We start from the raw sequence: 16,055 nt of genomic DNA, 5'->3' as shown, positions 1-16,055 counted from the left end.
GTCAACGTCGTGTCAAGGCTTGGCTTTTTCCAGGTAACGGAAGAAGTCGCTGCTTGGGTCGAGGACCAGGACGTCGGATTTGTTCGCGAAGCTTTCACGGTAGGCACGCAGGCTGCGGTAGAAACCGTAGAACTCCTGATCCTGACCGTAGGCCTTGGAGTAGATCGCTGCAGCCTGGGCATCACCGTCACCGCGAACCTCTTCGGATTCACGATAGGCTTCGGCCAGCAACACGCGGCGTTGACGATCGGCGTCGGCACGGATGCCTTCGGCCAGCTCGTTACCCTTGGCGCGGTGCTCGCGAGCTTCACGCTCACGCTCGGTGCTCATGCGCTCGAACACGCTGCGGTTCACTTCTTTCGGCAGATCGATGGCCTTGACCCGCACATCGACCACTTCGATACCCAGCTCTTTTTCCGCCATCTTGTTCAGCGATGCAGTGATGTCAGCCATCAGCGCATCACGCTCACCCGACACCACTTCGTGCAGGGTGCGCTTGCCGAACTGGTCACGCAGACCGGATTCCAGACGACGGGACAGACGCTCGTCGGCGATCTGCTTCAGACCCGAAGTCGCGGTGTAGAAGCGCTCGGCATCTTTCACCCGCCACTTGGCGTAGGCATCGACCATCACGGCTTTCTTTTCCAGGGTCAGGAAGCGCTGCGTCGGTGCATCCAGCGTCAGCAGGCGCGCGTCGAATTTGCGCACCTGGTTGACGTAAGGCACCTTCACATGCAGACCCGGCTGGACATCGGCCTGAACCACACGACCGAATTGCAGCAGCACCGCGCGCTCGGTCTGAGCGACGATGTAGAAGCAATTCCAGCCCACCAGTACCACGACGACGCCAACGATCAGGGCGATCAGCGATTTATTGCTCATCAGCGGGTCTCCCTTGTACGCGTCTGCGGCACGTCAGTGACATGCGGCGTGACGTCCGTGTTGTTGCTGGCGGCCGAACCGGTCACCGGTGCATTACCCGAACTGTTCTGGATCATCTTGTCCAACGGCAGGTAGAGCAGATTGCTCTGGCCGTTCTTGTTGCCGGTCACGAGGACCTTGCTGGTATTGCTGAAGACTTCCTGCATGGTGTCCAGGTACAGACGCTCGCGGGTGACTTCAGGAGCCTTGCGATACTCGGCGACCAGCTTGGTGAAGCGATCGGCCTCACCCTTGGCGCGCGAGATGGTCTCGTCGCGGTAACCGTTGGCATCCTCGATGATGCGCTGGGCCTGACCACGGGCTTCCGGCACCACGCCGTTGGCGTAGGTTTCGGCCTGGTTACGCGAACGCTGCTCGTCTTCACGGGCGCGGATCACGTCATCGAAGGCTTCCTGCACTTCACGCGGTGCCGCTGCGCTCTGTACGTTGACCTGGGTGACAGTGATACCGGTGCGATAGGTATCGAGGAAACGTTGCAGACGCTCCTTGATTTCGCTCGCCATCAATTCACGGCCTTCGGTCAGGACCTGGTCCATGGCGGTGGAACCGACCACGTGACGCAGTGCACTTTCGGTCGCGTGCTGCAGGCTGATTTCCGGCTGATCGACGTTCAGCACGAAGTCCTGCAGGTTGCTGATCTTGTACTGCACGGTCAGTGGCACTTCGACGATGTTCTCGTCTTCGGTCAGCATCTGGCCCTGCTTGGTGTACGCACGCTCACGCGTCACGTTCTCCATGTACTTCTTGTCGATCGGCGGGAAGTAGATGTTCAGGCCCGGGCCGACAGTCTCGTAGTACTTGCCGAAGCGCAGCACCACGGCCTGCTCCTGCTCGTCCACCACGTAAACCGCGCTGTACAGCCAGACGGCCGCCAGCACGACCAGGCCGATGCCGAGCAGACCGCCGAAGCCGCCACTGCTCCTGCCGGAACCGCCGCCGTCATCACCGCGTTTCTTACCACCACCGAACAACCCGTTCAGGCTTTCCTGCAGCTTTCGGAAGGCCTCGTCGAGATCCGGTGGTCCCTTGCGGTCGCCGTTATTGCGGCGCTTGCCACCCCAGGGATCCTGATTATTCGAGTTGCCACCCGGCTCATTCCAAGCCATAGCGCTCTCCATCTGATAAAGCAAAGACGCACCCACGGCGCGCCGACCAATGCTACAGAATGCCTGCCGTCGCGGCACAACCGCTTTTTCAGGCTTTTATTGCAAAGTGTGTTGCTCGATGAATTCCATCGGCTGCAATCCTTCGCGGCTTACCAATCGATTCAGCTCGATCCGGGGCAAACGAACGGCCAGCAGGCTGACACCTTCTTCATCGTATTCTTCTTTCTGCACCGCTCCGAGTTCGAAGAACTGCGCACGCAGTCGAGCGAATCGTTGCGGCAGGCGCAAGGTCCCCACGAACAGGTCACTGCCGAGCAACTCGGCGATCGCTTGTTCGAGCAACTCCAGACCACTGCCATCACGCGCCGACAGCCAGACCCGTTGCGGCTTGCCATCGGCATCGCGCTGGATCTGCGGCTCGACGCCTTCAAGCAAATCGAGTTTGTTATAGACCTCCAGGATCGGCAAGTCCTGAGCGCCAATCTCGCCCAGCACCACCATCACCTGCTCGATCTGCAACATGCGATCCGGTTCGGCCGCATCGATCACGTGCAACAACAGGTCGGAATTGCTCGACTCTTCGAGCGTAGACCGAAATGCCTCGACCAGCTTGTGCGGCAGATGACGAATGAAACCCACGGTGTCGGCCAGGACAATCGGACCGAGGTCGTCAAGCTCCAGGCGGCGCAGGGTCGGGTCGAGTGTGGCGAACAGTTGATCGGCCGCGTACACGTCGGACTTCGTCACGTTGTTGAAGAGTGTCGATTTGCCGGCGTTGGTGTAGCCCACCAGCGAAACGGTAGGAATGTCCGCACGGGATCGGCCACGGCGCGACTGCTCGCGCTGACTGCGCACCTTCTCCAGCCGCCCCTTGATCTGGCGCAGGCGGACCCGCAACAGACGACGGTCGGTTTCCAGCTGGGTTTCACCCGGGCCGCGCATACCGATGCCGCCACCCTGACGTTCAAGGTGAGTCCAGCCGCGAACCAGTCGCGTGCTCATGTGGTCAAGCTGGGCCAGTTCGACCTGCAGCTTGCCCTCATGGGTACGTGCGCGTTGAGCGAAAATATCGAGAATCAGCCCGGTGCGGTCGATCACGCGACACTCGAAAACACGTTCGAGGTTGCGTTCCTGACTGGGCGTGAGGATGTGATTGAAAATCACCAGATCGGCTTCTTCAGCCTTGACCAGGTCGCGCAGTTCCTCGACCTTGCCGCTGCCGATCAGATATTTGGCGGTTGGCCGATGACGCGGCACGTTAAAAAACGCAACGGTCTCGGCGCCAGCCGAATTTGCCAACTCCTGAAACTCCTGCGGATCTTCGCGCGCCTCAGGGTCCTGTCCATCCAAGTGAACGAGGATGACTCGCTCACCACCACCGTGGCGCTCAAAGAACAAAGGAGACTCCTATCAGGCGTTACCCGGCGCTGCATCGGCATCGCCCTGTTCGTTTTCGGTTGCGCTAGGCAGACGAATTGGACGAACCGGCACGACGGTCGAGATAGCGTGTTTGTAGACCATCTGGCTGACGGTGTTTTTCAGCAGGATCACGAACTGGTCGAACGACTCGATCGTTCCTTGCAGCTTGATACCGTTGACCAGGTAGATGGAAACCCCGACTTTCTCTTTACGTAAAGTGTTCAGGTAAGGGTCTTGTAGCGAATGCCCTTTTGACATGTGCCGCACTCCTTTAAGGATTCAATAATAAAAACAGGTAAATTCAGATGGCTTCGGCCGTCACACCCCCAAGGATAGACGGCAATTGCAAGGACTCAGCTCAATATGGAGATGGTCCCGAGGTATTTCAAGGCGCGTGGCAGATTGTCGCAATCAAGACTGTCCAGCCAGTGTAAATCGTCCCAGCTGCGCAGCCAGGTAAACTGGCGCTTGGCCAATTGGCGCGTGGCGATGATGCCGCGCTCCTGCATCTGGGCCAATGTCAGCTTGCCGTCCAGATAATCCCAGACTTGGCGGTAGCCTACCGCACGTATAGACGGCAACCCGGCATGCAGGTCACTTCTTTTACGCAGGGCTACGACCTCGTCGATGAATCCCTGTTCCAACATATTTGTGAATCTTTGTTCAATTCGCTGGTGCAGAACCTGACGATTCGCCGGAGCAATGGCCAGGTTCGCGACAGTATAGGGCAATTGTTGGCGTCCCGAAGCGGCTGCTTCAGTACTTTGCGCAGATTGTTGCTCACGCAGGGTGGTCATGCTCTGCCCGCTGACTCGAAAGACTTCAAGCGCCCGACTCAAGCGCTGCGGATCATTTGGATGAATCCGCGCCGCCGACACCGGATCGATTTGCGCCAACTGATCGTGCAGCGCTTGCCAGCCCAGACGTGCAGCTTCTTCCTCGATCTGCGCGCGCACCTCGGGATCGGCCGCCGGCATGTCGGCCAGACCTTCGACCAGAGCCTTGTAATAGAGCATGGTGCCGCCGACCAGTAGCGGGATCTTTCCCCGCGCGGTGATCTCGGCCATGGCTTGCAGGGCGTCGCGGCGGAAATCGGCAGCGGAATACGCCTCAGCGGGGTCGAGGATATCGATCAGGCGGTGCGGGTATTCGGCCAGCAGCTCTTTCGAAGGCTTGGCGGTGCCGATATCCATGCCGCGGTAGACCAGCGCCGAATCGACGCTGATCAATTGGCACGGCAGCACCTTGGTCAGCTCGATGGCCAGATCGGTCTTGCCCGCAGCGGTCGGGCCCATCAGAAATATCGCTGGAGGGAGCTGGCTCATCAACGACCGCGCAGGAACAGTTTGTCCAGATCGTCCAGGCCCAGTTGGGTCCAGGTCGGTCGGCCATGGTTGCATTGGCCACTGCGCTCGGTGTTTTCCATGTCGCGCAGCAGGCCGTTCATTTCCGGCAGGGCCAGACGCCGGTTGGCGCGGATCGCGCCGTGGCAGGCCATGGTGCCGAGCAGTTCGTTGAGGTGCGCCTGAATGCGGTCGCTGGTGCCATATTCCATCAGGTCCGACAGAACATCGCCGACCAGCCGATTGGCTTCCGCCTGTTTGAGCAACGCAGGAATCTGCCGGATCGCCAGGGTTTCCGGGCCAAGCCGCTGCAACTCAAAACCAAGTCGCTGAAACCACGCCGCATGTTCTTCAGCGCAGTCGGCCTCGCGCTGACTGACCGCCAGCGACTCCGGCACCAGCAACGGCTGACCACTCAGGCCTTCGCTGGCCATGGCGATTTTCAAGCGCTCGTACATGATCCGCTCGTGGGCGGCATGCATGTCCACCAGCACCAGGCCATGGGCGTTCTCAGACAGGATATAGATGCCCTTGAGCTGCGCCAGTGCATAGCCGAGCGGCGGAATATCTTCCTGACCAGCCGGAAGCGCGTTGGCATTGGCTTCTGGCAGCGGCGCGAAAAACTCTTTGTAAGCGGCTTGCGCCTCGGCGGCAGGCACTGTCGATTGCGGCCGCGGCGTGTATTGGTACTGATAGGCACCGCCAGCGCTGGCACCGGATGACGTGTTGAACGCAGGTTGCGCCTGCGGCTGCTCGAGCAGCGCATTGGCGGCCAGACGCATCTCGCCCTGCGGGCCGAATTCGCCCGCCTCGATTCCGCTGGGTCGAACGATCGCCGTGGTGACCGAACCGGCCAGTTGATCTTCCGGTCGCACGTCGCCCAGCGCACGGTGCAGCGTGCCGTACAGGAAGTCATGAACCATGCGCCCGTCACGGAAGCGTACTTCGTGCTTGGTCGGGTGGACGTTGACGTCTACTGCTGCCGGATCGACCTCGAAAAACAACGCGAAGGTCGGATGCCGGCCGTTGAACAGCACGTCGCGATAAGCCTGGCGCACCGCATGGGCCACCAGTTTGTCGCGCACCGCCCGACCGTTGACGAAGAAATACTGCAAGTCCGCCTGACTGCGGTTGAAAGTCGGCAAACCGACCCAGCCCCACAGGTGCAGACCATTGCGCTCGATCTCGATCGGCAGGGCCTGTTCGAGGAAACCGGAACCGCAGATCGCCGCCACGCGCCGCGCACGGGCCGCATCGTCATGGGCCTCGTGCAGGCTGAGGATGGTCTTGCCGTTGTGGCGCAGATGAAATGCCACGTCGAAACGCGCCAGCGCCAGACGCTTGATCACCTCCTGCAGGTGATCGAATTCGGTTTTTTCGGTCTTGAGGAATTTGCGCCGGGCCGGGGTGTTGAAGAACAGGTCGCGAACTTCCACCGAGGTGCCGACCGGATGCGCCGCCGGCTGCACGCGCGGTGCCATGTCGCGGCCTTCGGTCTCGACCTGCCAGGCCTGATCGGCATCGCGGGTGCGCGAGGTCAGAGTCAAACGCGCCACAGAGCTGATCGACGCCAACGCCTCGCCACGAAACCCCAGGCTCATCACCTGTTCAAGGTCTTCGAGGTTGCGGATCTTGCTGGTGGCGTGACGGGCCAGAGCCAGCGGCAGGTCATCGGCAGAAATGCCGCTGCCGTCATCGCGCACCCGCAGCAACTTGACTCCGCCCTGCTCGACATCGACGTCGATACGCTTGGCGCCGGAGTCGAGGCTGTTTTCCAGCAGCTCCTTGATAACAGAGGCCGGACGTTCAACCACTTCACCGGCGGCGATCTGGTTCGCCAGCCGCGGGCTGAGCAGCTCGATGCGCGCAGTGTTCAATACCTGGTTCATTCTTTGGACGCCAGTTCGGTGCCGGGAATGGTCAGGTGCTGACCGACTTTCAGCTCATCACTTTTCAGGTTGTTGGCGGCGCGCAGAGTGGCCGGGGAGACTTGATAGCGCACGCCAATCATCGCCAGGGTTTCCCCGGGGCCGACGCGGTGGTCGCGTGGGCCCTGGGCAATCTTGCCGGAGTCACGCAGCCAGGCGATGTAGGTGCCCGGTGGCGGATTCTGCTGGAAGAACTGGCGCACGCCGCTGCTGATCGATCGGGCCAGCGCCTGCTGGTGGCTGGATGCAGACAGTTTGTTCGCTTCGTTGGCGTTGGAGATAAAGCCGGTTTCGACCAGGATCGACGGAATGTCCGGCGACTTCAACACCATGAAGCCGGCCTGTTCCACGCGCTGTTTGTGCAGCGGCGTGACCCGACCAATGTTGGTCAGAACCTTCTGGCCGACATTGAGACTGGAGGTCAGCGACGCAGTCATCGACAGGTCGAGCAGGACGCCGGCGAGCATGCGGTCCTTGTCGTCGAGGCTGACGTTGCCGGCGCCGCCGATCAGGTCGGATCGGTTTTCACTGTCGGCCAGCCAGCGGGCGGTCTCGGAGGTAGCACCACGATCGGACAGGGCGAACACCGACGCACCGAAAGCGGCTGCGGACGGTGCGGCGTCGGCGTGGATCGAGACGAACAGGTCGGCGCCCTTCTTGCGGGCGATCTCGGTACGCCCGCGCAATGGAATGAAGTAATCGCCAGTCCGGGTCAGTTCGGCGCGGAAGCCTTTCATGCCGTTGACCTGACGCTGCAGTTCGCGAGCGATCTGCAGCACCACGTCTTTCTCACGCTGGCCGCGCGAACCGGACGCCCCCGGGTCTTCGCCACCGTGGCCGGCGTCGATCACGACAATGATGTCGCGCTTGCCGGCCGGCGCTGGCGGCAGCTTTATCGCCGGCTCAGTCGGGGTCACCGGCACTGCCGGCAAGGTCGCCACCGACGGCGTTGGAGCTGGCGGCGGCGCGGCATCGGCCGGGTTGTCGAACAGATCGACCACCAGACGGTTGCCGTACTGCGCGTTCGGCGCCAGCGAGAAACTTTTCGGGGTGACGGCTTTTTTCAGGTCGATGACCACCCGCAGGTCGGTCGGCGTACGCTGGGCCGAGCGCATCGCGGTGATCGGCGTGTTCGCGGTCTGCACGTTCAACGGTGCGCCCAACGTGGCGCCATTGATGTCGATCACCAGCCGGTCCGGCGCGGTCAGGGTAAAGACGCTGTGCTGCACCGGGCCACTCAGGTCGAAGACCAGTCGCGTGTTGTCCGGCGCCCGCCACAGGCGCACGCTGTTGACCTTTGAATCGGCCACAGCGTTGACGGTTACTGCCATCAACATCAGTCCAGCGGCAGCCACCAACGCGCGAAAGCGCATACCAAACCCCATCATTTAATTGGATTCCAATGCCAAAGCGGCACACCAGGCCTCGCCACGCGAGCCCTCGGCTAAAATTTTCAGCGAACGCCCGCTGTCTTGCGGGCCAATGGTAATGGTCAGGTCAGGCTTTGGCAAAAAGCCTGCACCTTTATCGGGCCATTCGATCAGGCACAGGGCATCGTCTTCGAAGTAGTCGCGGATGCCGAGAAACTCCAGTTCCTCCGGATCGACCAGACGATACAGGTCGAAGTGGAAGGCGCGGATGTCACCGATCTCGTAGGGTTCAACCAAAGTGAAGGTCGGACTTTTTACCGCGCCGACATGACCCAGCCCGCGAATGATGCCCCGCGACAGGGTGGTTTTGCCCATGCCCAGATTGCCTTCAAGAAAAATCAGGCCATGGCCCTGGGTCACGCGGGCGATCCGTGCGCCAAAGTCGCTCATGGCCTGTTCATCGGCCAGGTACAGGGTTACTTCAGACACGGTGCATGCTCCTCCAACAACTGACGAATGGCTGGAATCAGATCACTGGCCGCCAGCCCACGGCCGAATTTGCCTTGTTGCAGGCCGGCATTGGCGTGCAGCCAGACGGCCAGGCTTGCAGCGTCGAACGCGTCCATGCCTTGCGCCAGCAATGCGCCGGTCAGACCGGCCAGCACATCACCGAGCCCGCCCGTGGCCATTGCCGGATGGCCTTGATGACATAGGGCCAGACGCCCATCGGGATGCGCGATCAAACTACCGGCGCCTTTCAGAACCACTACCGCTGAATACCTTTTGCTCAACGCCAATGCAGCGGCCGGACGATCGGCCTGTACTTCGCCAGTACTGATGCCGAGCAGGCGCGCCGTCTCGCCCGGATGCGGGGTGATCACGCAATCCCTGGGCAACTGGACAAAACCGCCGGCCAACAGGTTCAACGCGTCGGCGTCCCAAACCTGCGGTACCGACGCATTGGCGGCTGCCGACAACAAGGCGCGGCCCCAGCTTGCCTGGCCAAGGCCGGGCCCGACGACCAATACCGAAACCTTTTCCAGCAGGCCCATCAGTTGATTGGCAGACGAGGTGCCGAGGGCCATGGCTTCCGGCACGCGAGTGAGCGCTGCCGGCACATGCTCGGGACGGGTCGCCAGCGACACCATGCCCGCGCCGCTGCGCAACGCCGTTTCAGTGCTGAGCAGAATCGCCCCGCCGAAACCATGATCGCCGCCGATCAACAGCACATGGCCAAAGCGGCCCTTGTGCGAAGTCGGCGCGCGCGGCGCAAGTGCCGGAAGATTAGCGGCGCTGAGGCGTCGAGCGCAGACAGGAATGTCACTGAAAATGTCATCGGTGGCTTGCAGATCGTTGAAGACCAGTTCACCGATATGATCCGCTGCGTCGCCGGTCAACAGCCCGACCTTCATGCCGATGAATGTCACCGTCAGATCGGCACGCACCGCGACGCCCAGTTCCCGACCGGTGTCGGCGCACAGCCCGGAGGGAATATCGACGGCCACCACCGGTAAACCGCTGGCATTGATGGCGGCGATGGCAGCGGCATACGGCTCACGCACTTGGCCACTGAGACCCGTGCCGAACAGGGCATCGAGGACGACACCGCGCAGCTCGTTCTCTGCCTGCCAGCTCTGCACCGCAACGCCAGCAGCTATGGATTCGGCACGGGCCAGTGCGGCATCACCCTGCAAACGCTGCGGATCGCCGACTGCCAGTACGCGCACGGTCCAACCTGCCCGCAGCGCCAGTGCGGCCACCAGGTAACCGTCACCGGCATTGTTGCCGTGCCCGGCGAGCACCGTCAGTTCATTCACTGCTGGCCATTTGCGCAGCAGTGCGCGCCAGGTGGCGCGGGCGGCGCGCTGCATCAATTCGAAGCCCGGCGTCCCGGCGGCGATCAGCCGTGCGTCGAGTTCGCGCACCTGCGCGGCGCGGTACAGCGCGTCGGGTAAATCATCTTTCGTCTGCGGCATGCGTCTTCGGGCTCCGATGTCTGGCAGAATTATACGCACCTCAGCTCCGGTTTCTCTCGCCTCATGTCCGCCATCACCACAGACCTGCCCGCCCTCGCCCAATCGATCAAGGATTGGGGCCGCGAGCTGGGCTTTCAGCAAGTCGGCATCAGCGGTCTGGATCTGGCCGAGCATGAGCAGCACCTCGCGCGCTGGCTCGAGGCCGGCTACCACGGCGAAATGGACTACATGGGCGCCCACGGCAGCAAACGCTCGCACCCCGAAGAGCTGGTACCGGGCACGCTGCGCGTGGTCTCGCTGCGCATGGACTACCTGCCCGGCGATACCGAAATGGCCAAACGCCTGGCTGAACCTGAAAAAGCCTACGTGTCGCGTTATGCCTTGGGCCGCGATTACCACAAATTGATCCGTAAACGTGTACAGCAATTGGCCGACAGGATTCAGGCGCAGATCGGCCCGTTCGGTTTTCGCGCCTTTGTCGACAGCGCGCCGGTGCTGGAAAAAGCCATCGCCGAGCAAGCCGGGCTGGGCTGGATCGGCAAAAACACCCTTGTACTGAATCGCAAGGCAGGCAGTTATTTCTTCCTCAGCGAGCTGTTTGTCGACCTGCCGTTGCCGGTGGATGAACCGCATCGCAGCGAACATTGCGGCCGTTGCACTGCGTGTCTGGACATCTGCCCGACCAACGCCTTCGTCGGCCCGTACGTGCTGGATGCGCGGCGCTGCATTTCCTACCTGACTATCGAGCTGAAAACCGCGATTCCCGAAGAGTTGCGGCCGCTGATCGGCAATCGCGTGTTCGGCTGCGATGACTGCCAGATCGTCTGCCCATGGAACCGTTTCGCCAGGCCGAGCGGTGAGAGCGATTTCAAGCCACGGCACAATCTGGATAACGCACAGTTGGCCGAGTTGTTTTTGTGGGATGAAGAGAAGTTTTTGAGCAGCACCGAAGGTTCGCCGTTGCGGCGGGCCGGGTATGAGCGCTGGTTGAGGAATCTGGCGGTGGGGCTGGGTAATGCGCCTTCAACGATTCCGGTGCTGGAAGCGTTGAAGGCGCGACGGGATCATCCGTCAGAGTTGGTCAAAGAACACGTGGAGTGGGCGCTTGCACAGCACTCCAGCCCTTCACACCCATAAGAGGGCAAGCAAAGTGTTCAGAGTGCTCATATGCGCGTTGTAACCATATTTCTGGCCGATCTCATTATTGCGTTGGTCTCTCCGTCGGACCAATGGCCACCCGCCTGCAGTACTTTGCAAACTCTCTGTTTACTGTCCTCCAGAAGATAAAGACGCTCCCCACGTCCTTTCGAGGCCGAGAAAAAAACATGCGTTACTTTTCTTCCATCACCGGCTGGGCCGAATTCCTCGTAATACATCCTGGACCTCCTGGCTGCCTGGAGGGGGGACATGTCGCTTTCCACGAGCCCGAAGAATTCGTCGGCCATCGTCTTGTGAGTGGCGTAGAGATAGTCTTCTGCTTCGGGCCTGATTAATTGCCAAGGCCTCTCCGCGGCTTCCTCCACGGGCGCCTTGGCTTTTTTGGCCGCATCCCTGGCGCCTTTTCCACCCTTTTTAATATGTCGTGCCGCTTTGGCTGCGTCCTTGCCACCGGGACTGAGACCTTTTTCAAAGGCTGAAGCCATCTTCCTGCCCGCATTCACAGCAGCTTTTGCACCCGCCGCCAAACCTGCACCGAGCGAAGCCAGCCCGAGACCGAAACTGATCCAGCCCAGTATCTCGCCTGCTTGAGAATCCGGTGCCAGCTCATTGACCACTTCACTGGCAATACCCGCCAGGCCTGAAGTCACGGCCAGGCCCAGCGCCGCCACTGCCCATGGCGTCGCCGCGCCCATCGTCAACACGCTGGCAACGATCCCGAGAATACTGAGTCCGATGCCCAATATCGATTGCCAGGAGATATGCCCGGTAGGGTCGACACGATTGACAGGGTCGCCCAGGCAATAACTGTAGGCATTCAATCCGCCCGCGCCGAACGGACTCATGCTGTCGGGGGCGAGGAATCGCATCAATGTCGGACTATAGGCCCTGTAACCGTTACCCAGCAGATAAAGCCCGGTCACCGGATCCAGCTGCTCGCCGTTGAACCCCGCCAGGCTGAACAAACCACCCTCGGCAGGACGATGGCCGTAAGGGCTGTAGGCGCAATCGGTGAGCTGTTCCTTGCCCAGCGTTGCCAGCACGCTTTGCTGCTGATCGGTCCCAAATAGCTGCGCGCCAGCGTGCAAACCAAATTGCTGTTGGCCCACCAGCGCGCCACCGTGACGCACAACACTGGATGAGCTTTCACCACTCACCTCATTGGCGACCCGGCCTGCGTGGTAGTAACGCTGCACAGTTGTCTTTTCGGGTTGCGACAGTTCAACCAGATCGTCGAAACCGTCGTAATGGTAGCCACGAATGACTGATCCCCCTGCGCCGGACAACTGCTCAAGACGTCCGAAGGCGTCATAGGCCAGAGTCCGCGCCTGGTCGTCCTTGATCATCCTGCCGTTGGCGTCGTATTCCAGCGTCACTGCCGGTGGATAGTCGACATGGGAATGTTTGACTGCGCTGAGCTGGGCGGGATCGGGATTGTCATAACTGAACGTGGTCAGATTCACGCCCAGCGGGAACTTAGTCTGCACGGTGAGGATGTTATCCAGCGCATCGAAGGTGAACGTTTGCTGGACAATTTCCTTGCCATACGGATCGCGGGGCTTGTGGGTGCCGGCACAGTCGTACTGGATCAGACGCCCGCGCACATCGTAAGTGAATTGCTCGTCACGCAATAGTTGCGTGCCACGCCTGGAGACTTTCTGCGCCAGTTTGCCAGCCAGCGTGTAAGTCGACTCCAGGGTCTGGTCCGGCTGGCCCTGAATCTCGAATGTACGGCGGGTTTCGCGACCGATATCGTCATAGGCAAACCGGGTGATCATCTGACGCTTGATCGAGGTTTCTTCGGTTTTAGTCCAGTCCAGCATCCCCGTCTGTATGTTGTAGTGGAACTCGGTTTTCAGCGTGCCCTGCGAGGTGGATAGCAGGCGACCATGCTGATCGTATTCGGATGTGCTTTCGGCTCCGAGTACATCGACATGGGTGATCGGCCGCCCCTGCAGGGACCAGGTACGGGATGTTGCTTTCGTGACGGCACCAAGGGTCGTCGTTTCGGTTTTCACGCGCCCGGAAGGGTAATAGGTGAAACGGCGTTCCCTGCCGTTTTCGGTACAGGTCAAGGGATTGCCGCTGACGGGGTCATAAGTCATGGTCGTGACCAGCCCCCCCGCCTTGCGCTCAGTCAGCAAACCGCCCAGATCGCGCAAGTAAGTGAATTCGGTTTTCTGGCCATCAGCACTCTTGAACCACTGTGGCTGAGTGAAGCCCGCTTCATAGCCAGCCTCGGACTTTCGTCCGCCCACGGTACTTTGTATCAAACGACCCAGACCATCGTAGGCCTGCTGTCCCAACGCTTTGTCATCGACCTTGATGCCGATCGGCAGCCCTTCATCGCTATGTTCGGCGTAGTCGGTCACTACCTCACTGGCGTCAGGCAGGACGGTGCGAATTATCCGGTCAAAAACGTCGTATTCATATCGAGTGGTATTGCCGACGGGATCTGTCTCGCTGGTTGTGCGCCCGAATCCGTCATAGGTGTAAACGGTCTTGCCGAGACTCTTGTTCTTCAGATTGAAGCTCTCGACACTGAGCGGTTTACCGAAGTCGCTAATGACGGTGAGTGTCTTGCCCATCCCCTGGAGCCGGGTGGTTTGCTGGCGAAGGACCGGATCCATCTCGCTGTGTTCGATACGCCCATCGGCATGCAGCGTCTTGCAGACCTGGCCCCAGAATCGAATTCGTAGCGGGTGCTGACCGGATACGGCTTGCCATCACGCCAATCCGTCAGCGTCGCTTTCACCCTGTGACCGACCGAATCATGCAGGGCAGAATAAAGCGTGCGCGTCTGGATGAGACCGTCCTTGTCGGGATGGTCGCAGTCCTTTTCCTGAACGGTGACTACCCGCTCCAGGCCGTCATAGGTCACTCTTTGCTCGCCGCCAACGGGATCGGTGGTCACCACGGTAGCCGGCTGCTGTTTGCTGGCAGCCAGATAGGCCCACCGGGTAGAAGCAGCATAGGGGGTGCCGGAAGCAACCGTTTTGCACACTGCGCGGCCGATCGCATCGTATTCATGCTCGATGCGCTCGCCCTCGACAGCGATTTCAGAGACCTGTAATCCGGTCAGCGTCGACAGCACTTTCTCACTGGCCTGTAACGCGCCGTCAAATCCGCGTGTGCTGGACTTGACCCGCAACCTGTCACCCTCAAGCTCATAGGAAAATTTGGTAGAGGTTTTTTTATCATTCAGAATGATGCTTTGCTCTTTCGTGGCCCCGTGCTTGAGCGGGTCCTTGGGCGCGTCCAGGTAACTGCGTTCGGTTTTCGAACGCAAGACCTCAACACCTTCCACAACTTCGTAAAAACGCTCCGTGATCGGTAATACGGATGGCAGTTCCGCACCTTCCAACGCCGGGTGCAGGGCATAGTCGTAGTACGTGACCGTCGCAGCACCGCCCGACGCGGCAGCGGTGACCGTCCTCTTCCTTGGAAATCTGGAAAACCCCAGCGGATCCTCCGGGCAATTGTCGCCTCCGCTTGCCGGATGAAACTCCGTCGAAGTCGTCACCCCGTTCGGCTCGACGTGCCTGATCAGGTTGCCTTCGCCATCGAACTCGGTGACGGTCGTTTCCTCGCGCTTCTGCTGAGTGGGCCGATCGAGGTAAGTCACCGTCTGAACCTTGGGCAGACGGAATTGCGCCAACTGCTCATTGAAAGGTTTGGCGACAGAACCGTGATACTCCGTGGCGGTGGCGATCTGGGCGTCGCCACAGGTTGTAACCTCAGCCACCAACAGATGGAACTTGTTGTAGGTGCGTTTAATGCGGGTATGGACTTTGCCGCTCACCAGCAACTGCTCGTCCGAGGTGTAGACATAGTGACCGGGCGCCAGATAGAGCGGATCCAGATCATTGTCCGTGGCCGGGAGAAGGCCTTGTCCGAGAAAATTATGGTCGGAGTATGTGTATGCCCTGCAAAGCCGGGGCTGGCCACGTCCTGGATAAGCATCGTGAGCAATGACAAACGGGAGTGTCTTTTCCCCGTCATTGACGAAATGGTGACCCTGGCGCTTGTAGCGAATGATTTCTACGCCACGCAACGGGTTGACGACGCGCCACAAATAGCTGGCCCCATCGATGATTTCATATTCCAGCTCCCAGCCGTTACCGACCGGAAGCTCGATGGCCGTTACCCGACTGTTTTTCAAGAGCAACTTGTAGGTTGAACTGGACGAAGTGTCAGGATGCCGGGTCAACTTCACTTGACCTTCAGTACGGGTAATTTTCAGCAGGCATCGTTTGGCATCACGGATTTCCGCCAGTCTGGGAAACTGATTGAATAATTCATGCTTGAGCGAAATGCTCACACCGTTCGCCGCGATTATTTTTTCCGCTACGGCGACCTGAGTGCCAGCCAGGATCTTGAGCAGTTCACGCCGACCATCCTTGTATCGAACTTCATAGCGCCCTGCTCCGGTCATCAATACCTTCGCCGTTTGCAGCTTCATTTCCCTGAACTTCAGACCGGTAGATGTTTCCACAGCCTTGTAGCGCTCACCGTTGGACAGCGTCATGACTTTGCTGAGCATGTCGTAATTGGTCATGGTCAAAGACCAGCCGATGCCGAAACCGGAGTCCGCCTGGTTGAGCGGATTGAAGCTCAGGGAAAGTGCAAATTCAGGACCGTTAAGATCCGACGAGTGCACCTTTCCCAAGGAAAAAGAGCTCGTGTACATGCCGGTGCGCGGGTCAACGCCTCCTGATACAAACTCACCAAAGTTGAAAGCGTTTGAATGAACAGCGGAAGATGAATTACTTGCCATTGAAAAACGTCCCTTTATTTCAAGATTGTGCTACTG

General features: G+C 60.0%; 12 protein-coding genes. 1 reads left to right on the top strand and 11 read right to left on the bottom strand.

Translation table 11 applies throughout. From position 1 onward, the window contains the following. Positions 1-12 precede the first annotated feature (12 nt). From hflC to LIS66_RS02535, 9 genes are all read right to left on the bottom strand, one after another. Positions 13-882, bottom strand: coding sequence for a protease modulator HflC (gene hflC / locus LIS66_RS02575; RefSeq protein WP_016771945.1), 870 nt, complete (start codon positions 880-882; stop codon positions 13-15). Next, on the bottom strand, positions 882-2,048 hold the full coding sequence (gene hflK / locus LIS66_RS02570) for an FtsH protease activity modulator HflK (RefSeq protein ID WP_024011368.1): 1,167 nt from the start codon (positions 2,046-2,048) through the stop codon (positions 882-884). The genes hflC and hflK overlap by 1 nt, the downstream gene beginning before the upstream one ends. 96 nt (positions 2,049-2,144) lie before the next feature. Next, on the bottom strand, positions 2,145-3,446 hold the full coding sequence (gene hflX, locus LIS66_RS02565; RefSeq protein WP_042607805.1) for a ribosome rescue GTPase HflX: 1,302 nt from the start codon (positions 3,444-3,446) through the stop codon (positions 2,145-2,147). A 12-nt stretch (positions 3,447-3,458) separates the two neighbouring features. Next, a complete protein-coding gene (hfq, locus tag LIS66_RS02560) occupies positions 3,459-3,725 on the bottom strand; it encodes an RNA chaperone Hfq (RefSeq protein WP_016771947.1) in 267 nt (88 codons plus the stop codon). A gap of 95 nt (positions 3,726-3,820) precedes the next feature. After that, entirely contained in the window at positions 3,821-4,792 is a 972-nt protein-coding gene (miaA, locus tag LIS66_RS02555) for a tRNA (adenosine(37)-N6)-dimethylallyltransferase MiaA (RefSeq protein WP_227973560.1), read from the bottom strand. After that, entirely contained in the window at positions 4,792-6,699 is a 1,908-nt protein-coding gene (mutL, locus tag LIS66_RS02550; RefSeq protein ID WP_042607803.1) for a DNA mismatch repair endonuclease MutL, read from the bottom strand. The genes miaA and mutL overlap by 1 nt, the downstream gene beginning before the upstream one ends. Beyond that, complete coding sequence (locus LIS66_RS02545) at positions 6,696-8,075, bottom strand: N-acetylmuramoyl-L-alanine amidase (protein ID WP_376779067.1); 1,380 nt, start codon at positions 8,073-8,075, stop codon at positions 6,696-6,698. Before LIS66_RS02545 ends, mutL begins: the two co-directional genes overlap by 4 nt. 51 nt (positions 8,076-8,126) lie before the next feature. Next, positions 8,127-8,597: a tRNA (adenosine(37)-N6)-threonylcarbamoyltransferase complex ATPase subunit type 1 TsaE gene (gene tsaE / locus LIS66_RS02540; RefSeq protein WP_227973559.1), complete on the bottom strand. Its 471-nt coding sequence runs from the start codon at positions 8,595-8,597 to the stop codon at positions 8,127-8,129. After that, the gene (locus LIS66_RS02535) at positions 8,585-10,084 is read right to left on the bottom strand and encodes an NAD(P)H-hydrate dehydratase (protein ID WP_227973558.1); all 1,500 of its coding nucleotides are present in this window, start codon (positions 10,082-10,084) and stop codon (positions 8,585-8,587) included. The genes tsaE and LIS66_RS02535 overlap by 13 nt, the downstream gene beginning before the upstream one ends. A gap of 63 nt (positions 10,085-10,147) precedes the next feature. Between LIS66_RS02535 and queG the strand changes: the two genes are divergently transcribed. Further along, positions 10,148-11,221, top strand: coding sequence for a tRNA epoxyqueuosine(34) reductase QueG (gene queG, locus LIS66_RS02530; RefSeq protein ID WP_227973557.1), 1,074 nt, complete (start codon positions 10,148-10,150; stop codon positions 11,219-11,221). 26 nt (positions 11,222-11,247) lie between these two features. On the opposite strand, the gene LIS66_RS02525 is transcribed toward queG, so the two are convergent. Further along, positions 11,248-13,830 carry an RHS repeat domain-containing protein gene (locus LIS66_RS02525; RefSeq protein ID WP_227973556.1) on the bottom strand — a complete coding sequence of 861 codons (2,583 nt, stop codon included), beginning with the start codon at positions 13,828-13,830 and terminating at the stop codon, positions 11,248-11,250. Then, the gene (locus LIS66_RS02520) at positions 13,764-16,019 is read right to left on the bottom strand and encodes a hypothetical protein (RefSeq protein ID WP_227973555.1); all 2,256 of its coding nucleotides are present in this window, start codon (positions 16,017-16,019) and stop codon (positions 13,764-13,766) included. Before LIS66_RS02520 ends, LIS66_RS02525 begins: the two co-directional genes overlap by 67 nt. Between the last annotated feature and the right edge of the window lie 36 nt (positions 16,020-16,055).

The organism is Pseudomonas sp. HN2, assembly GCF_020736465.1.
Taxonomy (GTDB): Bacteria; Pseudomonadota; Gammaproteobacteria; order Pseudomonadales; family Pseudomonadaceae; genus Aquipseudomonas; species Aquipseudomonas moraviensis_A.
Note: the sequence above shows the minus strand (reverse complement) of the source record. Positions and strands in the feature narration are given on the sequence as shown.